We start from the raw sequence: 21,964 nt of genomic DNA, 5'->3' as shown, positions 1-21,964 counted from the left end.
AAATCGAATATGACTCATTCTAATTATTCATTTTACCTATGTCAATTCACAGGTATACACTGTATGAAGGAAGGGGCTATCCGCATGTTAAGAAAAATAACACTTGGACTCGTCCAGGTTCTCTTTTTTGTAGGACTGTTTTGGATGCTTAATGGACTGTCGGTTTGGCTGCACTTGAAGGTGCCGGGGAGCATTTTGGGGCTGATTCTTGTCTTTCTGCTGCTTCATTTTCGAATTGTAAAAGTAGAATGGATTGAAATGGGCTCAACGTGGCTGGTCGCGGAAATGCTGCTGTTTTTTATTCCTCCTGCCGCGGGCATGATGCAGTTCAAGGATTTATTGCTGGGGAATGGCGTGCAAATTTTGCTTGTTATTGTGGTGACTTCTGTTCTCGTCATGGTGTGCGCTGGCGTAATGACACAATTCGTAGCTAGCAGGAAGGAGCGGAGCAGGGGATGATGATGGCGCTGATGTATATTGTGCTGACGGTCGGCATTTACTGGGGAGCGAAGCGGCTACATCGGTTGAAGCCCGTGCTGCTGCTGTCACCGCTTATTGTGACCCCGGTTATCGTGATTATGATACTGGTATTAGGGAAAATTCCTTACCAAAGCTACAATACAGGGGGGCATTGGCTCAGCAGTATGGTAGGTCCGGCGACAATTGCTTTGGCGGTTCCTATGTATAAGAATGCAGCTATTATGAAAAAGCATGCGCTCGAAATTATAGCGGGCGTTCTCTCGGGCTGGATTGTCGGCATGATGGCGGCGCTGTTGTTCAGCCGTTCGCTGAAGCTAAGCGATAGCCTGATTGACTCGCTGCTGCTGCGTTCGACGACGACGCCGATAGCGCTGGCCATTAGCGATATGATCGGAGGCATTTCCACTCTGACAGCTATTTTTGTGCTGATAACAGGCATTCTTGGCACGATTATTGGGCCGCTCGTTATTCGAATGGCGCGTATTCGCAGCGATATCGCCAAAGGTGTTCTAATGGGGAGCAGCGCACATAGCGCAGGAGCTCATAAAGCCTTTGAGTTTGGGCTTGTGCCGGGATCGATTGCGAGCATTGCGATGATCGTGACCGCCTTTATTTCGCTGGCGCTGCTGCCTTGGCTGACAGGGCTATTTATGCATGGATAAAGGAGGGGATAGGCGTTTATGGCCCGAATATGATCACGGCGAGCGGTGAAAATATAAAAATGTACCAGCTGAGCAGCAGGAAGTTGGCTGTTGCGACAGCTGCGCACCAAATGGATCGTTTTCTAGCCTGGAATGGGCCGCAAAAGCTAATGATCGTGCCTGCCAGGCTGCTTGCAAACCCAATAAGCCACTGCGAACCGAACAGCTGTTGTTTTGTCATTAAAAAGTAGATGGTTAAAAGTGCCATGCATGCGGCAAATAAGGTAAGTGTGCTGCGTGCTTTGCTCATTTGATCAGCTCCTTGTCCTTTTATTTTAGAAAAATAATGCGGATTGAAGAAGTACTAACTTTGTGTAGTACTTCTTATTAGCATGTCTTTATTTGTGCGCGAGAAATTTCCCTCCAAAAATGCCATAATAGTAAAAACAGCTAGCAGGGGGTGACAGAGCTATGACAGAGCGTGTTTATTCTTTTCCTCCCGTCATTGATGAGCGGGCCCGCGTGCTGGTGCTGGGGACGGCGCCGAGCGTGAAATCGCTGGAGCATCGCCAGTTCTACGGTCATCCGCGGAACTATTTTTGGGGGATGGTGTATGGGTTGTTTGACGCTGGGGCGCCGGACGAGGATTATGCGAAGCGGCTCGCTTTTTTGCAGGAGCATCGGCTGGCGGTGTTCGACGTCATTGAATCTTGCGAGCGCGAAGGCAGCCTTGATGTGAACATTAAAGATGAGAAGCCGAATGATCTGCCTGCACTGCTAGCGCAATATCCGGGGCTGCGCTGCTTTGCATTTAATGGAACGAAGGCGTACGATACGTTTCGAAAATATTTTCGCGAGCATCCTGCGTTTGATTCGCTGGCGCTGCTCAAGATGCCTTCAACGAGCCCGATTCCGACGCAGAAAATGCGAAACCTCGAAGATCGGATCGAAGCGTGGCGCGGCATTGTTCCTTTTCTGGAGGAACAGTAATCGCCCTTAATCGTTGAAATTGAGAGGATACGTGTATATAGTAGAAGCATACGTTAAGACTGAAGATACAGGAGCACGGATATGTCTGAAAGAATGAACGTCAGCATTAAGCTGGAAAGCAGGCAGGATGGCGCTGTTCAGGTCAATGAGCACCGTGGGGAGCTGTTTCGCAAGGATCGCTCGCTCTACATCCGCTATGAGGAGCCGATCGAGGGCGAAGCGAATTCGGAGCCGATCAGGTCGCTTATTCGCTATCGCCAAGGCGAGCTGCTTATTACGCGCCGGGGGGCGGTAGATTCGGAGCAGCTTTTCGCTGTAGGCGGCAAGCGGGCTGGGCGCTATCGGTCCCCCATTATGTCTTTTCAAATGGAGACAGAGACGGAACAGCTCGCGCTTCATGCGGAGGATGCTGCTGAGGGAGAGTTGGCGGAGCCTCCTTTTACAATAGAGTGGAAATATGATTTGTGGATTGACGAGCATTTATCTGGCCGATTTCATATTCGGCTGCATATTCAGGGGGAACAGTAACGATGAGTGGAAATGTATTGGAGCAATTGTATGAGCAAGTAAAAGCGGCTATTGCCGATGCGGCAGTAGCGGGCGGGCTCGCAGCACGCGAGGAGCTTCCGGCATTCGTGCTGGAGGTGCCTAAGGATAAAGAACATGGCGATTTGGCGACGAACGCAGCGATGCAGCTCACCAAGCTTGCGAAGAAAAATCCGCGGATGATCGCTGAGGCGATTATTGCGAATTTGGACTATGCGAAGGCGTCGATTGTATCTGCAGAAATCGCAGGACCGGGCTTTATTAACTTCCGCATGGACAAAAGCTATTTGTACGCCGTCGTTGGCGAGGTTGTCGCAGGTGGCGACAACTACGGGCGTACGCAGATCGGCGCAGGCAAGCGCGTGGAGATGGAGTTTGTCAGCGCGAACCCAACGGGCAGCCTTCATCTTGGACATGCACGCGGCGCGGCGGTAGGCGATGCGCTGTGCAATGTGCTAGAATATGCGGGCTATGAAGTAACCCGCGAATATTATATTAACGATGCCGGCAATCAGGTGAACAATCTGGCGAAGTCGATTGAAGCGCGCTACCAGCAGGCGCTGGGCAAGGAAGCGGAGATGCCGGAGGATGGCTACCACGGCGCGGATATTGTCGGTTTCGGAGGGCTGCTTGCTGAGCAGGAGGGAGATCGTCTGCTCGGCCTGAGCGCGGAGGAGCGCCTGGAGTTTTTCCGCAGCTTCGGCCTGGAGCGAGAGCTAGACAAAATCAAGCATGATCTTAATCGCTTCCGCGTCGGCTTCGATATCTGGTACAGCGAGACGTCGCTTTACAAGAACGGCAAGGTTGAGCAGGCGCTTGAAGCGCTTAAGGAGAAGGGACACGTGTACGAGGAAGAGGGCGCGACGTGGCTCGATACGATGCCTTTCGGCGACGATAAAAACCGCGTTCTTGTCAAAAATGACGGCTCCTACACGTATTTGACGCCAGACATTGCCTACCATATGGACAAGTACAGCCGCGGCTACGACCGCATGATCAACATCTGGGGCGCAGACCACCACGGCTACATTCCGCGCGTTAAAGCGGCAATGGAGGCGCTTGGCAACGATCCAGGCAAGCTGGTCGTATTGATTGCACAGATGGTCAGCCTGTTCCAGGACGGCGAGAAGGTGAAAATGTCCAAGCGTACCGGCAAAGCGGTCACGATGCAGGATTTGATGGACGAGGTTGGCGTGGATGCCATCCGTTATTTCTTCACGATGCGCAGCATGGACTCGCATCTGGATTTTGACATGGATCTGGCGATTTCGACTTCAAACGAAAATCCGGTGTTTTATGTGCAATATGCGCATGCGCGGATTTGCAGCATTTTCCGTCAGGCACAGGAGCAAAGCCTTGCGCTGCTGCCGCTTGAGCAGATCGACCTCGGCAAGCTGGCGTCGGAGGCTGAATATGACCTGCTGCGCAAGCTCGGCGAGCTGCCGCAGGAAGTGGCGGAAGCGGCGGAGCAATATGCGCCGCACCGCATCATTCGTTATGTATATGAACTGGCATCCCAGTTCCACAGTTACTACAGAGCGGAGCGCGTCATTACCGAAGACGCTGCGCAGACTCAGGCGCGCCTTGCGCTGCTTGGCGCTATTCGCACGGTTATTGCGAACGCGCTTCGCCTCGTAGGCGTATCGGCTCCACAGCAAATGTAAGCTGCTTCATGTTTCAGAGCGGCTGGGTGTAAGCAGGCACAGGCGTGGACGAAAGAGATCAGCCCTTGCGGCAGCGGTGGCAGACAGCTACCTAGGCCGCAGGGGCTTTTTTTGGGGGAAAATGGAGCATAATATGATTTGAAGACGAGTTTTTCTATATACTTCCATAGGCAGAGCGCGGTTTTTCACTTTACTTTAACCAATGTATGCTATTATACTAATTGTCGAAAAATGGACAACATCATAGAGAGCGAGGGAGATAGTCATGAGAGGCGATGAGGCCGATTTACCCATTGTATCGATAGTCATGCCTTGTTATAACGAGGAAGAGGCGCTTCCGGAGACGGTGCGGCAAATGACAGCGCTGCTTGAACGGTTGGTGAGGGAGAAGAAGGTGTCGGAGCAAAGTAAAATGCTGCTCGTAGATGATGGCAGCCGTGATAAAACGTGGTCGCTTATTGATTCCTTTCACCGAAGCAACCGTTTTGTGAGCGGGCTGAAGCTTTCCCGTAACGTCGGGCATCAGCGGGCGCTGCTGGCGGGCTTGTTGACGGCGAAGGAATATGCGGATTGCATTATTTCCATCGATGCCGATTTACAGGATGATATTACGGTAATCGACCAGTTTATTGAGAAGTACAAGCAGGGCTACGAAGTTGTGTACGGCGTGCGGAACAAGCGGACGACCGATACGATGTTCAAAAAGTTCAGCGCGCAATTTTTCTACAAATTAATGATTAAGCTTGGCGTAAACGTTGTTTATAATCATGCGGATTACCGAATGATGAGCAAGAAGGTTGTTAATAAGCTGGAGGAGTACCAGGAGGTTAATCTGTTCTTGCGTGGCATTATTCCTACCATCGGCTTCAAATCCGACAGCGTGTATTATGACCGTCTGGAGCGAACTGCTGGCGAATCGAAATATCCGCTGAAAAAGATGCTCATATTCGCATGGGAAGGCATTACCTCCTTCAGCGTATCTCCTATCCGAGCGGTGTCGGTTGTCGGATTCTTCATGTCGGTCATGAGCCTTTTGTTTGCATTTTATGTATTTGTAAGGCATTTGCAGGGCAACACGGTATCCGGCTGGAGCTCGTTGATTCTTTCGATTTGGTTCATTGGCGGCATTCAGCTGCTTTGCATTGGACTAATTGGCGAATATATCGGCAAAATTTACATTGAAACGAAGAAAAGACCGAAATACTTCGTTGAAACCGAGCTGCATAACGTTGTAGTGACAGAAGCGAAAACGCAGCAATTACAAGAGACGAGGTGACGAATGGAATCGCTGCTGCTTAAAGCAAAGTCGAACACGCAAGTTTTGATCTTCCTGCTCTCCTTGTTTGTCATCACGAGGATATTGCTTTATTTTGCAGGTTTTCTCGGCATGAACCTGTTTCCGAATTATCAAATTCCGCCGGACTATACGGTCGTGCAGGGGCATGATTTTACATCCAGCCAGCTATCGATCCAGACGGATATTTCACAGCTGAAGAAGCCGAGCTTCGAGGATTTAAGGAAATTTGACAGCGTATGGTATTTGGGTATCGCCGAAAATGGCTACGATACGTATAACATCAGCGAGCCGCATCCTAGTGCGAATTGGGTGTTTTTCCCTTTATACCCTTTGTTAGTCTTTTTGGTGGAGTCTATTTCTAAATATGATGCGACAGTCGTTGGATCGGTTTTATCGAATTTATTTTTGCTCGTATCGCTTTTTTATTTTTATGGCATTTGTTTAAAAAGAGGGCTGAAACAGGAGCATGCCCAAGTCGCGGTGCTGCTGCTGCTTGTTTTTCCGACCGCCATCTTCTATGCCGTGCCTTATACAGAGAGCCTGTTCCTCATGCTTTCGCTTATGACCGTTTATTATGCGATGCAAAAGCGATATTTTCTGGCGTTTCTGTTCGGGGGCTTGTCCGCTGTGACGCGCAATCTGGGCTTCGTCAACTTGTTTTTCGTTGTGGGAACGCTGTTGATTGAACACAGGCTGTATCGTTTTAAATGGAAGGACACCAAATATCTAGGCTATGCCATTATGTCCGCGCTGCCGCTGGCCGGTTATCTTTTGTACATGAAATGGCTCACGGGCGATTTGCTGGCACCGATTACCGAGCAAAGCATCAACTGGTATCGCAAGACGGTTGCTCCATTCTCGAACTATATTCATTTTATCCAAAAGCCTTATTTCTCAGGAAATGGCGGCTGGGAAAATGGCCTGCTTGCCTTTATCATTGCGAATGCCGTCCTCGTCATTTTTGCCGCCTTTCTCATTATGCGTTGGAAAGAAATTCGCCGTAATGCACATGAATGGCTGTTTTTTGCATATGGTTTGCTGCTTATGCTCATTCCGTTCGCCAGCGCCGAATTTTTGCAAAGCATTCCACGTTATGTCATGGTCGCGTTCCCCTTCTACATTTATTTTGCGGATGTGCTGAAAAATAATAAGCCGCTGCAAATGTTTTATTTCATGATGTTTTTCCTGCTTCATATTGTGTATGCGATCTGCTACTTTAATGGATATTTTTTCGTTGTATAATTTTATGAAAAAATAATTTGACGAAATTTGCGATCAAGGTGTACAATAACACCATATTGCATTAGCTCATACTTTATACCTATTACGTTTAACGAAAAGGCAAACTCAGGGAAACCTGATGTGCGCAAAGCTACAGGGGCTTCATTCCTAACGGAATATGCTCGCCAGCTACCGAATTCAACATCGCTTCTTCCTTTATTAATCAAGGTAGACTTTGTTCTTTCGGGAGCAGGGACTATCTTTTTTTATTGCTTTCAAGCACGAAAAGGCAAACTCAGGGAAACCTGATGTGCGCAAAGCTATAGGGGCTTCATCCTTCACAGGATATGCTCGCCAGCTGCCGAAGCCCGACATAGCCTCCTTTGCCTGATGAAGGTGTGGCGTGTTCTTCGGACCACGTACCATCATTCGCTCGGGGGAGGAACTACTATGAAAAGCAGAAAGCTCGGCCTTACACTCGTGATGTTAGTTTCGACACTATTTTGGGCACTTCCCGTGAGCGCACAAAGCAATTTTTACAACGGTGCATGGATCGGCACTTGGCCGAATCAAAACTTGAACAATATCGCTGCCTATGAGCAAATGATTGGCGGACACCAAGATGTTATACATACTTTTGTCAATTCGAATCAAGGGATCAATGAGTGGAAGGGCTTTTTGGACTATGTGAATAGTAATGGTTCGATTAACCTACTTACCCTTGAATTTAAAAATAAAAATTACAAAGAATATTCGACTGCTGATATCAATAGAGGCGTAGTAGACGCTTACCTGAAACAAACAGCTAAGCAATTGATTAACTGGCAAGCGGCTAATAAAAACCCCGAAATCTGGCTCCGCCTTTTCCACGAAGGCAACGGCAACTGGTATGGCTGGGGCGTTGGCGACAGCACAGTTAACACGAACGAAACCTACAAAGCGGCATTCCAACGTGTCGTGACTATTTTCAAAGAACAAGGCGCAACAAATATCAAATTCATGTACAACGTAAATGCTGAAAATGTTGGCCAAAACGCTTCGTTTACAGCTATGTACCCAGGTGATGCTTATGTGGACATGCTTTCGATTGATGGTTACAATTTTGGAACGAAAGAATCGTGGAGCTCGTGGAGAACGTTTAACGATGTATTCTATGCTTCTTACCAAGCGTTGACTAGCATTTCGAGCAAGCCGATCATTATTGCGGAGACAGGCACAACCGAAAGCGGCGGCAGCAAAAACGAATGGGTTATCGATGCCATGAACCAAATCCAATCGCCAGCCTACAGCCAAATTAAAGGCTTGATCTGGTTCAATGAAAACAAAGAGCTGGATTGGAATATTGATTCGTCGGCGGACAGCCTGAGCGCCTACCAAACGTTGCAAAACACGCTTTAATAGAATAGGCTGGTAATAAAGGACTAGGCCCAATCCCTTTCAAATACTCGCTGATATAGTACTAAATAGGTATTATGAAAAAACTCTAATTTCGCGAAAACCGCGTAAAATTAGAGTTTTTTCGCTTTTTTTCTACACATTTTCGATGATGAATATGATGTTAAGAAGAAAAATTAACTTTTAAAGGGTCAAGGATTGTGATAAGATAACTTTGAATTTGAGCCTTAGCCGCCAAAAATATCATATTTCCGGCCGATTTAACAAATATCGACAGCGAAAATAGACAGCATAGTCAATCCATGTTGTAGATTAGTCAGAAAAGGAATGGAATTATGGCGAATAAATAGAGCGCAAAGGATTGGGGTTATTTGAAAACGAAAGCTAGGTACATATTAACAACGGTATCCATTGCTATCATGATCGTGTATCTAGTATGGAGACTTGTACAAACACTCCCATCTGGCTGGTCATTAATTTTTGGATCGTTGTTACTATTTTTTGAAATTATTTCTATTTTTCAATCCGTTTTATTCCACATTCTTCTGCTAAAACCCACTGAAAGAAAGCCTGCGCCATTACCTGACAACCTTTATTCTGTGGATGTTACAATCGCTACCTACAATGAACCGCCATCCTTGGTTAGAAAAACCATCCTTGCCTGTAAAAACTTGAATTATCCGGAGCATTTATTAAATATTTGGGTATGTGATGACGGAAAACGAGCGGAAATGAGAGAAGTGGCCGAAGGTTTAGGCGTTCATTATCTCGATCGTCCCGGAAATGAGCATGCTAAAGCTGGCAATTTGAATCATGCGCTGACGAAAATGAAGGGTGATTTACTCCTCACTTTAGATGCCGATATGATGCCAAAACCAGATTTTTTACAGCGCACGGTAGGTTTTTTTGCAGAAAATGAGAAGCTTGCTTACGTACAAACGCCCCAAGTTTTTTACAACGAAGATATTTTTCAATACAACTACTACCAAGGGCGTAATATTCCGAACGAGCAGGATATGTTTATGCGACTTATTCAGTCGGGAAGAGACCGTTTTAATGCGGTTATTTATGTGGGCAGCAATTGTATTTTCCGGCGCAGTGCCATTGATCATATTGGCGGTTTTGTTATTGGTACGATAACAGAGGATTTGGCTACAGGGATGAAGCTTCAATCGAATGGGTTCGATTCTTATTGCTTGAATGAGGTGCTGGCACTAGGTCTAACGTCTGAGTCGATATCCGATCAAATCAAACAGCGGGCCCGCTGGGCAAGGGGCACGATACAAACGACGAGGATGTCCAATCCGCTTGAGGCAAAGGGCTTATCCTTGATGCAGCGGCTGTTGTATTTCTCCAACCTGCTGTATTGGTACTTTGGCGTTACACGCTTTATGTACATACTGTCTCCGATGCTCTTTTTAACCTTTGGCGTGGCTATTCTTGAAACAAGCTTGCAACAACTACTTATCTTCTGGCTGCCGTATTTCGTGTTCTCGGTTACCGTTGTGCCTTATTTAACGAATAAGAAGCTTAATGTGTTCTGGAACAACGTTTACGAGACTGCTATGACGCCGACGTTATTCCTCGCAGCCCTTCAGGAAACGATCTTCCGCAAGGCAATTCCCTTTGAGGTGACGCCGAAAGGCATTTATCAGAACAAAACGTCCATTAATTATCGCTATATGATGCCGTTGTTTGTTTTGCTTGTGCTTTCGATTGTGCTGATGGGTGTAAATGTGGGGCGTATTGCGGGAGCGGGCGAAAATGAATGGCAGTCCATGCTCATTAATTTGTTCTGGCTTGGATATAACGGAGTGTTTCTCATACTTGCGCTGCTGCTTGGCTTTGAACGCCCACGCATGCGGGAGGCGGAGCGCTTCGCCAAGGTGCTGCCGCTTACGCTTCGTTATATGGAAGATGAAGAGCTGAAGATGGAAAACGTCAAGACACTGGATATTAGCGAGACGGGCTGCCGCATTTATACGGACACGATTTTGCAGCTACCGGATCGCATGGAGCTGGATATTCCGTTATCGCAGCACGCTATACGCGTGGAAGCCGAGAAAATATTCTATGATAAGCATGGCTCCGGATTTCAGGTTGGCTTCAAGCTTCATTGGAGCAACATTGATGAGGAGCGCAAATGGCTTGCTGAAGTATATGGGAATGCAGATGAGTTCGTTAAGGGCATTTTCCAAGCGGGCGTGTGGACTTCCATGATCAGTTATATTTCTAATTTCAAGTACACCTATAAATCGATTAATCGCAAGTCTCCGAGAGTTAGGCTGAAGCGACGCGCTTCGATCGTGATCGATCAAGAGGAACGCTACCGTACGCAGCTGCTTGATATTAGCTATACGGGCTGCAGAATTGAGCTCCCGCAGAAGGCGGCGATGCATGAAGGCAAGAAGGTCAGGCTGCAAATTATCGGCTCGGCGTTCGAGGCAAACGGTCGTCTCATCCGCGTTGGCTGGGTGAGGCGCAATAAGATGACGGCGGCCATTGTATTCGATGAAGCTTTTGATTTAAGCCTGCTGCTGGGGGAGTCCAGCAGCATACCGCCAAGCAAGGAGCTTCGTTCTGGCATTGTGCCAGCAGAAGCGAACTCCAAGTCATAGCCTAGGCTGAACACGAATGAACGCCAGGCTATGACAGGCGAATGATTGTTTTGCAAGGGGATGAGAGATTTGGAAATACACAGAATTGTTAAGCTGATCATCCGCAGATTGCCGTTCGTCATTATTCCGGCACTGCTGCTGTCAGCCGCAGTGGGCTATGTGAAGATGCAAAGTCCTCCGTCTTATAAGGCGACGGCTGAAGTTGTAATAACCTCGCAAGAGACGAGCGATAATTTCACTTCGATTCAAGGCAGTCTCAAGCTGATGGATACGTATAATGTTATTTTGAAAAATCCACTGATTTTGGAGCAGGTAATTGCGGCGCTTGACCTGCCTTACAGCACAGATCAACTGGCTGCCAAAGTTAGCGCGAAAAGCGTCGAGCTCTCGCAGGTTATCCGAATTACCGTAACCGATGGTGACCGTAAGCAGGCAGCCTCCATTGCCAACACGATCGTTAGCGTGTTCCGCTCGCAAAGCTTGGAGCTGTTCAAAATCAACAATATTGTCCTGTTGCATAAAGCAAGCGCGGAAAAAGCGGTTTATGTGAGCGCCAATCCGTTATTTTATATGCTGCTCTCGTTTGTTGGCGGGCTGATTGTACTTTTGTGCTTGTGGCTTCTGCTGCATATGATGTCGCGCAAGCTGCAGACAGCACAAGAGGTGCAAGCGATATTCGCCGAGGTTCCGATGGAAACGACGAAGCTCGCAAGCCGGGTGGAGACAGCTATCCCGTTCTATGGGGGATGGTTGAAGCGCCGGATGGCAGAGGAAGTGAAGTCGCGCGCGCTGCGTTACCGCCATGTGATGGAGAAAAGCGGAAAGCGCACACTAGCCTTCGGAACGCTTGACAATAAGCTTGCGAGCGGGAAGATCAGCAAGCAGCTGGCGCTGAAGCTGGCTGGGGAAAGCAAGGTCGCTTGGGTGAGGTTTAACCCGAACGGCAAGCTGCCAAGTACGGCTTCTGGCAAAAAAGGCTATGCGGAATGGCCAATTAGCCAAGGTTTTTATGGAAAAATCAAAACTGCCGGAAAGCAGTTGGATTTCATCGAAGTATGCGTAGTAGGCGGAAGTCTTTCCATGAAAACGTCGGCTGAGGAGTTGATGGCACATCTTCGGGAAAGCTACGAAGTTGTGATCTGGGATTTGCCTTCTTATGCTCATTGCTCGGAAGCGCAGACGATTGCGGAGCTGGCCGATTGGCATACGCTCGTGATCAAGGAGAACCGGGTACTCGCTCCGGTTGCACAGGAATGGAAAAGCCGTCTCGCGGCAACGGATGTTCAGATAAATAGTATCGTGTTTATTGAAGTGTAATCACTTTTTGAAAATATAAGCATTTATAAGTTTCACCCTTATAATCGGCTTATATTTCATCGCGAAACGGTAGCTTTGCCGCCAGAGGGCGGCGACAGCCGTTTACGCTTGAAATATAAGCATTTATAAGTTTCACACGTATAAATAGGCTTATATTTCTTGGACTGAAACGCGCTGCGCCGCCAAAGGACAGCGACAGCCGTTTCACCTTGTGTAATCACGTTTTATCTAACTTGGGAGGGATTTGCGATGAAAGTAACAAAAGCGATTATTCCGGCAGCCGGACTTGGAACACGGTTTTTGCCAGCTACAAAGGCGATGCCGAAAGAGATGCTTCCCGTCTTGGACAAGCCAACGATTCAATATATTGTAGAAGAGGCCGTACAATCCGGCATTGAAGAAATTATTATTGTAACGGGTAAAGGCAAACGTTCGATTGAGGACCATTTTGACAATGCATTTGAGCTGGAAGCGAATTTGCTGAAAAACCAAAAGCTGCATCTGCTTGAGAAGGTACAGGAAATTTCCAAAGTCGACATTCACTATATTCGTCAAAAAGAACCAAAAGGCCTCGGGCACGCGATTTGGTGCGCACGCAAGTTTATCGGCAATGAGCCTTTCGCCGTGCTGCTCGGTGATGACATCGTTAAAGGTGAAACGCCATGCACGAAGCAGCTGATTGATGCTTTTGAGCAAACGGGCAAATCGGTTATCGGCGTACAGCATGTGCCGGATAAAGAGACGGCACGTTACGGCATTATTGATCCATCTGAGGTGAACGATCGTTTCATTAAAGTGAACAATCTGGTAGAGAAGCCGAAGCTGGGCACAGCCCCTTCCAACTTTGCCATCATGGGACGTTATGTGCTGACGCCGGAAGTGTTCAACTTGATTGAGCAGCAAGAGGTTGGCGCGGGGCAGGAAATTCAATTGACCGATGCGCTGCAAAAGCTGAATCAGGTTGAGGATGTACTCGCTTATTTATTTGAAGGCAGACGTTACGATGTCGGTGAAATTCCAGGCTTTATTTTGACAAATGTAGAGTTCGCACTCGAACGTCAGGAGTTTTCCGCAGATTTAATTAGATCGCTTGAACAGATTTTAAGCCGTGCGAAAAGTGGAGTGAATGCATAATGAAAGTTACGATAATTGGTACAGGCTACGTTGGCCTGGTGAACGGCGCTTGCTTCGCTGAGAAAGGTCATCATGTCATTTGTGCCGACATTAACCAAAACAAAATCGACCAGTTGAATGACGGTCAAATTCCAATCTATGAGCCAGGCCTTGCTGAATTGGTACACGCGAACCGCCAAGCGGGAAGACTTAATTTCTCAAGCGACGTGGAAGCGGCCGTGCAGGCTTCGGATATTATTTATATTGCAGTGGGCACGCCAATGTCGCCAACTGGCGAAGCGGATCTGACTTACGTTGACGGTGTAGCAGAGACGATTGGGAAGTCGCTGAACGGGTATAAAGTCGTCGTGAACAAAAGCACCGTGCCAGTTGGAACGGGCAAGCGGGTAGAGTCGATCATTCGCCAGCACTTGGGCGGGAGAGAGGCAAGCTTCGATGTCGTGTCCAATCCGGAATTTTTGCGCGAAGGTACGGCAATCAAGGATTGCATGAATATGGAGCGTGCCGTCATTGGTGCCGAAAGCAAGCAGGCGATGCAGTTGATTCGCGAGCTGCATGAGCCATTCAACACAATCATTGTCGAGACAAACATTGAAACGGCTGAAATGATTAAATATGCCAGCAACGCCTTCCTCGCGATGAAAATTTCCTTCATTAATGATATTTCCAATATTTGCGAGCGGGTCGGTGCGAATGTAGTCGATTTGTCTTACGGGCTAGGTCTGGATAGTCGCATTGGAAATAAATTCTTAGATGCCGGTATCGGATTTGGCGGCTCCTGCTTTCCGAAAGATACCGAGGCACTCATTTCCATCTCCAAAAATGTCGGTTACGAATTCAAGCTGATTGAATCAGTTATTACAACGAACAAAAATCAGCCGATCCATTTTGTACAAAAAATCGATACGATTGTTGGTTCTGTTGCAGGCAAGAAAATTGCCGTGCTCGGTCTGGCGTTTAAGCCGGAAACAGACGATATGCGCTCCGCGCCTTCGATTCCAATCATTCGTGAGCTCATCAGCCGCGGTGCTGAAGTGCATGCGTATGATCCGGTAGCGATTGAACAGGCGAAGCTGGTTATTGGTACGGATGTTGTTTATTCGGATGATCTGCTGCAAACGGTCGATGGCTGCGATGCTTGTGTGATTTTGACCGAATGGCCGCAGGTAGTGAAGATGGATTTGGATGAAGTGAAAAAGCGGCTTAAGCAGCCGATTTTGATTGACGGACGCAACATATTTGATTTGGCAGAGATGGAGAAGCGGCAGTTCGTCTATGCTTCCATCGGTCGCCCGGATATTAACGCTTATGCCAGCCAAATCGGATAATCACGTGTCGGAAGCCGGCTTGACCCGCAGAACCCGCAAGGGTTTTCTGTGGGCATTCACGGGAACCGGATTGCAAAATGTCATCCAGATGGTCGTGTTGGTCGTCCTCGCCCGCTTTGTCGGTGCCGAGGAGTTTGGACTAATCAATCTGGCGCTTGTAATCGTCAGCTTCTCGACCTTGTTCGCCAGTATTGGCGTAGGTCCGGCCATTATTCAGCGTAAAGAAATTCAGACGGTCGACTTGCAAGTTTCCTTTTTTATTTCTTCTATGCTTGGCGTTGTAGTGGCAGCGACGCTGTGGCTGTCCTCTGATTTGCTGGCGGATTTTTTCAAAATGCCGCAGCTTGCAGCGGTACTGGGCATTCTGGCGCTCGTGTTTCCACTCAATGGCGTTTCCATTGTTTCTGAAGCTTTGCTGCAACGGGAGCTGAAGTTTCGTCAGCTATCGCTGTCGCAAATCGTATCTTATACGGCGGGCTACGGCATCGTCGGCATTACGCTCGGCGTGTATGGCTATGGCATTTGGGCGCTGTTAACCGCGCATTTGGTGCAGACGGCTATCCGTTTTACGATGCTGATTGCTGCGCAGCCGCCCCGGTTTCTACGGGAGAAAACGAGTGGACATGTACAGGCGGCAAAATCGCTGCTGAAGTTCGGCGGTGGTGCAACCATCGACAGCTTAAGCAATTATTTAGCGGTACAAAGCGACAATTTGATCATTGGCCGCGGGCTTGGCGCAGCCGCGCTGGGACTGTACGGCAGAGCCTATCAGCTGGCAGTGCTTCCGGCCACGCTGCTGGGACAAGTGCTCGATAAAGTGCTGTTTTCGTCGATGTCCAAGCTCCAGGATGATCTTCAGCAGCTAAAAGCCTCTTATATAAGAAGCATTTCTTATACATCCTTGCTTGTTGCTCCTATTAGCGTCATCTGTTATCTGCTAGCTTCCGAGATTGTTGCTGTCGTTCTGGGCAGCGGGTGGACGGAGGTCGTCATTCCATTCCAAATTCTATGCATCGGCATGTTATTCCGAACCACCTACAAAATCAGCAATTCGCTCGTACTGGCAAGAGGGTACGTGTACAAACGGGCTTCACGGCAGGTGCTTTATGTCCTGTTCGTTATTTCGGGCGCAGTGATTGGGATGCGCTGGGGCTTGTCCGGGGCCGCTTACGGCGTTTTGATTGCCATAAGCTTGCACTACTTCAATATGCTGTACTTGTGTAAAACGATTCTGTCGTGCACGTGGCGGGAGCTGGGGAAGGCGCATTTGCCTGCGCTGCTCGGCAGTGCGTGGATGCTGATTGGCTTGTATGCCGTGACAGAGGCGATCAGGCCGCTTGGCTGGGTCAGCTTCGTAAACCTTGTGGTGTCAGGCATTTTCGCGATTGTATGGTTTGCGGTGGTTGTACTGTTGTTCCCTAAAGTGATGGTACATACGAGCAGAACGGCGCTCCGCAGCAAAATGCAGCAGGTTCTGGGCAAGGTGCGCAGAAAACGGCAAGCTTAAATTTTTCAGGCAGAAGGTGGTTTACGATGGTTCAACATAAGGTGGTTCATATGACAACGGTGCACCATCCGATGGATACTCGCATTTTCCATAAAGAATGCGCCTCGCTCGCGAGTGCGGCGTATGATGTGACGCTGATTGCGACGGACCATCCGGATCTGGACCGAGTAAAACCGGCTTTCAAGCTGATCAAGCTTCAGAAAGCAGCGAACCGCTGGGTTCGTATGACGAAGAACAGCTGGCAGGCTTACCGGCTCGCGAAGCAGCTTGAGGCGGATGTGTATCATTTTCACGATCCCGAGCTGATTTGGGTGGGCTGGCTGCTCAAAAATAAATCGAATCATGTCGTTTATGATATCCACGAGGATTACGAAACGGGCATTCGGCAAAAAAAATATTTGCCGGTTTGGGCAAGAAATACGCTTGCGAGTATTTATCGCATTGTAGAGAAGCTTTGTATTAATCAGTTTGAGATTGTGCTGGCAGAAAAATATTACCGGGACAAATATTTGCGCGGTGTAGATGTGCTGAACTATCCCATCTTGCAGCCGATGGCAGACAAGCCTGCTGCAAACGCGGAAGCAGGCGGAGCACAGCAGGATGATGCCATTCATCTGCTGTACACGGGCAACGTCACGCTTGATCGCGGCTCAGAGCTGCATGCGAACGTAGCGAAGCTGGATGAGCGCATTCATGTGCATTATGTGGGCAAATGCGCACAGGCAATTGCGGACCGGGTTGCTGAGGCAGCCGGGGAAGCGGCGGATCGCGTAACGATTGACGGCGTGGAGAAGTTTATTGCACGCGATGCGATTGATGCTTATTATGCCGAGAGCCGCTGGCTCGCGGGTTTGGCGCTGTTTCCGCCGACTGAGCATTACGCGAAGAAAGAGCTGACGAAGTTTTTCGAGTATATGAATGCGGGACTGCCGATCATTTGCTCCAATTTTCCAAGCTGGGAAGCGTTCGTGAACCTTCATCAATGTGGTATAGCGGTTGATCCTAACGATGGGCCAGCGGTGCTGCGAGCGATTAATGAACTGAAAAACGATCCAGCTAAAGCGGCGAGAATGGGACGCAATGGAGAGCGGGCCGTACGCGAACAGCTCAACTGGGTACATGAGGAGAACAAGCTGCTCGGCTTCTATGCGCAGCTGCTGACCAAATAGAGTCTACAATTATAGTGAGTTGGTATAGGAGGAGAGAAGAGAGATGTGGAAAAAAAGAATTCCACTCTTATTATTCGTTGATATTATCACATGCACGCTCATTACGTTTATCGGCTTCGCTTTAATGTACGAAGGCGAAGGAGCGAGCTACTGGCGTGCGGTGCTTATTTTTGCGCCTGTCCTGTCGGCATCAACGATTTTATTCATGCTTCGTTACAATTTGTACCAGCGAATATGGAAGTATTCGAGCGTCGGCGAGCTTGTGTCGATTTTCAAAGCGGTCACGTTAGGGGTTGTCGTTAGCGGACTGTTGTTTAGCATTCTGAATTGGGAATGGATGGATCTGGTCCTGCTGCTGTTCATTTTCCAGTCCTCGCTAATCGTCAAAGGCAGCACGCGCTTCGCGCTGCGTCTCAAAAGCGATACCTACAACAAAAAAGGGACCGGCGATATCAAGGTATTGATTATCGGCGCGGGCGACTGCGGCTCGATGGTGGCCAAGGAAATCAAGCAAAACAAATACATCAACAACAGCTATCCAGTTGGTTTCATCGATGATGATGAGCAGAAGCGGGGCAACCGCGTTGGCGGCCTTCGCGTATTGGGCAATCGTAATGATATCGCCGCAGTTGTGGAGAAGCATGAGATCAACCACATCATTATTGCGCTTCCGGCAGCAAGCAAGAAGGATATTTCCGATATTATCAATCTCTGCAAGGAAACGAGCTGCGAGCTCAAAATCGTGCCGCGGCTGGACGACATTATTCTCGGCAAAGTGACGGCATCATCGATTCGTAATGTCGAAGTAGAAGATTTGCTCGGCAGAAGCCCAGTGGCAATCGACCTCGAAGGCATCGCGAATTACGTGGAAGGCAAGGTTGTACTGGTGACGGGAGCGGGCGGTTCTATTGGTTCAGAGCTATGCCGCCAAATTGCGCCGTTTAAGCCAGGCAAGCTGCTGCTGCTCGGTCATGGGGAAAACAGCATCTATCAAATTGATATGGAGCTGAGCAAGACGTTTAAGGAATTGCAGACGGAGGCGATTATCGCTGATGTACAAGACCGTGAAACGCTGTTCGCGCTGTTTGGCGAATACAGTCCCCAAGTCGTATTCCACGCCGCTGCTCACAAGCATGTTCCCTTGATGGAGCGCAATCCGAAGCAGGCGGTCATGAACAATATTATGGGTACGAAAAATGTAGCCGAAGCCTGTGACCAGCACGGCGTAGAGCGGTTCGTCCTTGTCTCGACAGACAAGGCAGTCAACCCAACAAGTGTCATGGGAGCGACGAAGCGCGTAGCAGAAATTATCGTGCAGTCGATCAGCTTTTATAGCAATACGAAATTTGCAGCCGTGCGATTCGGCAACGTATTGGGCAGCCGGGGCAGCGTCATTCCGCTGTTCAAGGCACAAATTGCCGAGGGCGGCCCAGTTACGGTAACGGATCCGGAAATGATTCGTTATTTTATGACGATACCGGAAGCTTCCCAGCTTGTCGTGCAAGCAGGCGCCTTCGCCAAGGGCGGCGAGGTGTTCATTCTCGATATGGACAAGCCCGTTAAAATTTACGAGCTGGCCAAAGACTTAATTCGCTTATCCGGCTTCGAGCCGTACCGCGACATTGACATTAAATTCACCGGCCTGCGTCCGGGCGAGAAAATGTATGAAGAGCTGCTGACCGATGCCGAAGGCATGTCGGCTACGCTGAACAACCGCATTTTCATCGGCAAGCCAATGGCGCAGGATATTGAGCCGGTCATGCTGGAGCTTCAGCATTTGGAAGGCATTATCCGTTCTGATTTGTCGGAGGTTAAATCCTTCGTGAAACGGACGATCGCATCGCAGAATCGCAGTGCCGTATAGCTTTACTGCATACTTTTATTAAGGAAAGAGAGGGTGGTCACTGATGTTAAAATCAAGCACATTTGGGGCCACGCTCTTGCCTGGCGCCGGGCGGAAGTGGGGGGCGCTGGCTGCCCCGTTTGCGATATTGGCGTCAGGGGAATTTCTGCTGGGCGTATTTTTATTATCCGGCTATATTAAATCGGGCATTCCGTTTCCCGTTGACTTAACCTTTTTTCTAATGGCTGTCACGATGTTTCTTTATTTTATCCGCCTTATGCAATCCCAAGAGCTTCCGAAGCCGGCGCTAATCCCGCTGCTGCTGTTTGTGCTGCTGCTTGGCTATATTTTGTTCAGCTTTTCTTATTCAACAAGCTATTCATTCGCGATTCAGAAAACATCCCGTTTTGTGCTGCTGACCGCTTGGTCCTTCATCGGACCTTTTTTGCTTATTCGTGATAAAAAAGGGCTGGAGCGATTTTTCGTCGGCATTATTGCCGTCTCCTCGCTGATGACCTTCTATTGCCTGCAGATGTTTTTGGAGAAGCTGCAAGCCGGTCAATTCATCGGGCAGATTGAGGTGCTGGGCTCGGATTATCTCTCGCTTGGACGAACGAATGGCATCGCGGTCATCGCCTTGATCGGTTTATATTTATACAATCCGCTGCTTAGGACACCGGCCAAAATTCTCGCCAGCCTGTTTCTGGCGCTGACCTTTCTATCGGTTGCTGTCAGCGGCGCCCGGACGCCGCTTATTACGCTAGTTGGAACAATCGTGCTGATCATGTTCCTGTCCGTGAAAGTGAATCGGGGCAAAATCACCTTCTCCAAAGGAGTAGGCACGCTTTTTTCAATTATTTTGCTGCTCGCTGTGCTCGCAGTACCACTCGTGGCTTCTGGCGTCATGGACACATTCATTTACCGGATCTCGGTGTTGTTTAATCAGCCGGGGGGCGGAGAGTCGGCGGAGGGACGAGTCGAGCGTTATGCGGTGGCATGGCAAATGATTCAGGATCATTTTTTCTTCGGCGGCGGGATTGGCAGCTTTACGATTGCTTTCGCCCATGAGGATGTTTCGAATTATCCGCATAATATTTTTCTCGAGCTGTGGAGCGAGCTTGGGCTTGCCGGCGTATTGCTGTTTCTGGCGATTTTTTGGGGAGCGATTCGAGCAGCTGCGCACTTTATAGCTGGAAAAATGATAGACCGCTTCACTTTGGTTACTGTTTTCTCGGTGGTGTTCCTATTTCTGAACGCCAATGTGTCAGGCGATTTGAATGAGAACCGATTGTTGTTCTGTTACGTAGCGATAGCCTGGCTGCTGCCCTATGCTACGCTGCAAGAGCGAAAGCCGCTGGATTTATTCAGAAAGTAGGCAGCTATGCCTGCCCACGCCGCAAGTTCTCTAATGATAAGCTGGAGGGATATTCGTGTCTAATCTGATGGACCCGGTCGTTACGATTGTAACGCCGTCCTACAACTGCTCGCGTTTTATAAAGGAAACGATTGCTTCGGTCAAAGCCCAGACGTTTACGGATTGGGAAATGATTATCGTAGACGATTGCTCCTCGGACAATTCCTGCGAGATTATTGAAGCGGAAGCCGCGCTCGACAGCCGGATTAAGCTGCACCGCCTACAAAAGAACAGCGGAGCGGCGGTAGCCCGCAATACAGCGATGAATATGTCGCGGGGCCGTTACCTCGCTTTTCTGGACAGCGATGATTTATGGCTCCCGACGAAGCTGGAGCTGCAGCTTGATTTTATGCGTACGCAGGATGTTGGTTTCTCCTTCACGAGCTACCGTGTCATGTCGGAGGAGGGGGAGCTGACGGAGCGTGTTATCGGAGTTGTTCCTTCTATTAATTACGATACGCTATTGAAAAATACGATTATCGGCTGCCTCACCGTCATGCTGGATCGGCATAAGCTCGGTCAGGTGCAAATGCCGAACATTCGGGCGAAGCAGGACACGGGCATGTGGCTGTCGATTTTGAAAAAAGGGCATTTGGCCTACGGCCTGCCCGTCGAGCTGAGCTATTATCGCCTCGTGAAAGGCTCGATCTCGAACAATAAAATCAAAGCCGTCTACAAAATGTGGCGCTTGTACCGCGACGTTGAGAAGCTAAATCCTTTTAAAGCATTATGGTGCCTGATGAATTACGTTAAAAACGCCGTGTTTAAGAGATTGTAGAGATAGATGTCGTATAGTGTGGGGAGGAGCGAAAAACGCATGTACAATCAGTTTTGGAAAAGAGCATTCGATTTTATTTCCGCTGGCATCGCGCTAATTGTGTTCAGCCCGGTTATGCTGGTGGTGGCGATTTTGATTAAGCTGGAATCACGGGGACCCGTATTTTTCGTACAGCAGCGGATGGGGCAAAATAACCAGCTGTTCGCGATTTACAAGTTCCGCAGCATGCGGACGGATACGCCGAACGTAGCAACGGATTTGCTGCAAGATCCAGCATCCTACATAACGAAAACGGGAAGATTTTTGCGAAAATCAAGCCTAGACGAGCTGCCTCAGCTCATTAACGTCGTGAAGGGGGAAATGTCGGTCGTCGGCCCAAGGCCCGCGCTGTATAATCAGTATTCCCTAATTGAGAAGCGCAATGACCGTAAAATCAATGATATTAAGCCGGGCTTGACGGGCTACGCCCAAGTGTCGGGCCGGGATTCGATCTCCGATGACGAGAAGGTTCGTCTGGACGAGCATTATTTGCAGCAGATGTCCTTCAGCTTTGACATCAAAATTATATTCATCACTATTTTCAAAGTATTCAAAGCAAGCGATATTAAAGCTTAAGGCGGAG

Annotated in this window: 19 protein-coding genes and 2 riboswitches; of the genes, 18 read left to right on the top strand and 1 reads right to left on the bottom strand. The window is 48.7% G+C overall.

Features of this window, described 5'->3' with window-relative positions:
• Window positions 1-84 precede the first annotated feature (84 nt).
• Together WH37_RS05545 and WH37_RS05540 are read left to right on the top strand one after the other, a co-directional pair.
• Window positions 85-459, top strand: coding sequence for a CidA/LrgA family holin-like protein (locus WH37_RS05545; protein ID WP_074904965.1), 375 nt, complete (start codon window positions 85-87; stop codon window positions 457-459).
• Window positions 456-1,142, top strand: coding sequence for an LrgB family protein (locus tag WH37_RS05540; RefSeq protein ID WP_231594133.1), 687 nt, complete (start codon window positions 456-458; stop codon window positions 1,140-1,142). Before WH37_RS05545 ends, WH37_RS05540 begins: the two co-directional genes overlap by 4 nt.
• A 16-nt stretch (window positions 1,143-1,158) precedes the next feature.
• Here the strand turns inward: WH37_RS05540 and WH37_RS05535 are convergent, their stop codons facing one another.
• The gene (locus WH37_RS05535) at window positions 1,159-1,431 is read right to left on the bottom strand and encodes a hypothetical protein (RefSeq protein WP_046229582.1); all 273 of its coding nucleotides are present in this window, start codon (window positions 1,429-1,431) and stop codon (window positions 1,159-1,161) included.
• Between the two features lie 161 nt (window positions 1,432-1,592).
• Here WH37_RS05535 and WH37_RS05530 point away from each other — a divergent pair, with 161 nt between their 5' ends.
• From WH37_RS05530 to WH37_RS05455, 16 genes are all read left to right on the top strand, one after another.
• Window positions 1,593-2,111: a DNA-deoxyinosine glycosylase gene (locus tag WH37_RS05530; RefSeq protein ID WP_046229581.1), complete on the top strand. Its 519-nt coding sequence runs from the start codon at window positions 1,593-1,595 to the stop codon at window positions 2,109-2,111.
• An 81-nt stretch (window positions 2,112-2,192) separates the two neighbouring features.
• Window positions 2,193-2,639 (top strand): YwiB family protein, encoded by a 447-nt coding sequence (locus WH37_RS05525; protein WP_046229580.1) that lies wholly within the window; start codon window positions 2,193-2,195, stop codon window positions 2,637-2,639.
• A 2-nt stretch (window positions 2,640-2,641) separates the two neighbouring features.
• On the top strand, window positions 2,642-4,321 hold the full coding sequence (argS, locus tag WH37_RS05520) for an arginine--tRNA ligase (protein ID WP_046229579.1): 1,680 nt from the start codon (window positions 2,642-2,644) through the stop codon (window positions 4,319-4,321).
• A 265-nt stretch (window positions 4,322-4,586) separates the two neighbouring features.
• Window positions 4,587-5,597, top strand: a complete 1,011-nt coding sequence (locus WH37_RS05515; protein ID WP_046229578.1) for a glycosyltransferase family 2 protein — start codon at window positions 4,587-4,589, stop codon at window positions 5,595-5,597.
• Between the two features lie 3 nt (window positions 5,598-5,600).
• Complete coding sequence (locus tag WH37_RS05510; RefSeq protein WP_046229577.1) at window positions 5,601-6,860, top strand: mannosyltransferase family protein; 1,260 nt, start codon at window positions 5,601-5,603, stop codon at window positions 6,858-6,860.
• A gap of 88 nt (window positions 6,861-6,948) precedes the next feature.
• Window positions 6,949-7,036: riboswitch (cyclic di-GMP riboswitch) on the top strand.
• An 81-nt stretch (window positions 7,037-7,117) separates the two neighbouring features.
• Window positions 7,118-7,205: riboswitch (cyclic di-GMP riboswitch) on the top strand.
• An 84-nt stretch (window positions 7,206-7,289) separates the two neighbouring features.
• On the top strand, window positions 7,290-8,237 hold the full coding sequence (locus tag WH37_RS05505; protein WP_052736829.1) for a glycoside hydrolase family 26 protein: 948 nt from the start codon (window positions 7,290-7,292) through the stop codon (window positions 8,235-8,237).
• 416 nt (window positions 8,238-8,653) lie between these two features.
• Window positions 8,654-10,852 (top strand): glycosyltransferase, encoded by a 2,199-nt coding sequence (locus tag WH37_RS05500; RefSeq protein WP_143088647.1) that lies wholly within the window; start codon window positions 8,654-8,656, stop codon window positions 10,850-10,852.
• Window positions 10,853-10,921: 69 nt separating this feature from the next.
• Window positions 10,922-12,169, top strand: coding sequence for a Wzz/FepE/Etk N-terminal domain-containing protein (locus WH37_RS05495; protein WP_046229576.1), 1,248 nt, complete (start codon window positions 10,922-10,924; stop codon window positions 12,167-12,169).
• 249 nt (window positions 12,170-12,418) lie between these two features.
• Entirely contained in the window at window positions 12,419-13,303 is an 885-nt protein-coding gene (gene galU / locus WH37_RS05490) for a UTP--glucose-1-phosphate uridylyltransferase GalU (protein WP_046229575.1), read from the top strand.
• Window positions 13,303-14,631: a UDP-glucose 6-dehydrogenase TuaD gene (tuaD, locus tag WH37_RS05485; RefSeq protein WP_046229574.1), complete on the top strand. Its 1,329-nt coding sequence runs from the start codon at window positions 13,303-13,305 to the stop codon at window positions 14,629-14,631. The genes galU and tuaD overlap by 1 nt, the downstream gene beginning before the upstream one ends.
• On the top strand, window positions 14,612-16,138 hold the full coding sequence (locus WH37_RS05480; RefSeq protein ID WP_197091343.1) for a lipopolysaccharide biosynthesis protein: 1,527 nt from the start codon (window positions 14,612-14,614) through the stop codon (window positions 16,136-16,138). The genes tuaD and WH37_RS05480 overlap by 20 nt, the downstream gene beginning before the upstream one ends.
• Before the next feature lie 26 nt (window positions 16,139-16,164).
• Window positions 16,165-17,307, top strand: a complete 1,143-nt coding sequence (locus WH37_RS05475) for a glycosyltransferase (RefSeq protein WP_046229573.1) — start codon at window positions 16,165-16,167, stop codon at window positions 17,305-17,307.
• A gap of 43 nt (window positions 17,308-17,350) precedes the next feature.
• Window positions 17,351-19,171 carry a polysaccharide biosynthesis protein gene (locus WH37_RS05470; RefSeq protein ID WP_046229572.1) on the top strand — a complete coding sequence of 607 codons (1,821 nt, stop codon included), beginning with the start codon at window positions 17,351-17,353 and terminating at the stop codon, window positions 19,169-19,171.
• A 43-nt stretch (window positions 19,172-19,214) separates the two neighbouring features.
• A complete protein-coding gene (locus tag WH37_RS05465) occupies window positions 19,215-20,525 on the top strand; it encodes an O-antigen ligase family protein (RefSeq protein ID WP_046229571.1) in 1,311 nt (436 codons plus the stop codon).
• Window positions 20,526-20,592: 67 nt separating this feature from the next.
• A complete protein-coding gene (locus tag WH37_RS05460) occupies window positions 20,593-21,342 on the top strand; it encodes a glycosyltransferase family 2 protein (RefSeq protein ID WP_046229625.1) in 750 nt (249 codons plus the stop codon).
• Between the two features lie 39 nt (window positions 21,343-21,381).
• On the top strand, window positions 21,382-21,957 hold the full coding sequence (locus tag WH37_RS05455; protein WP_046229570.1) for a sugar transferase: 576 nt from the start codon (window positions 21,382-21,384) through the stop codon (window positions 21,955-21,957).
• Window positions 21,958-21,964: the final 7 nt, after the last annotated feature.

The organism is Paenibacillus algorifonticola (genome assembly GCF_000971975.1).
Taxonomy (GTDB): Bacteria; Bacillota; Bacilli; order Paenibacillales; family Paenibacillaceae; genus Pristimantibacillus; species Pristimantibacillus algorifonticola.
This window is presented reverse-complemented; position numbering and strand designations above follow the sequence as displayed.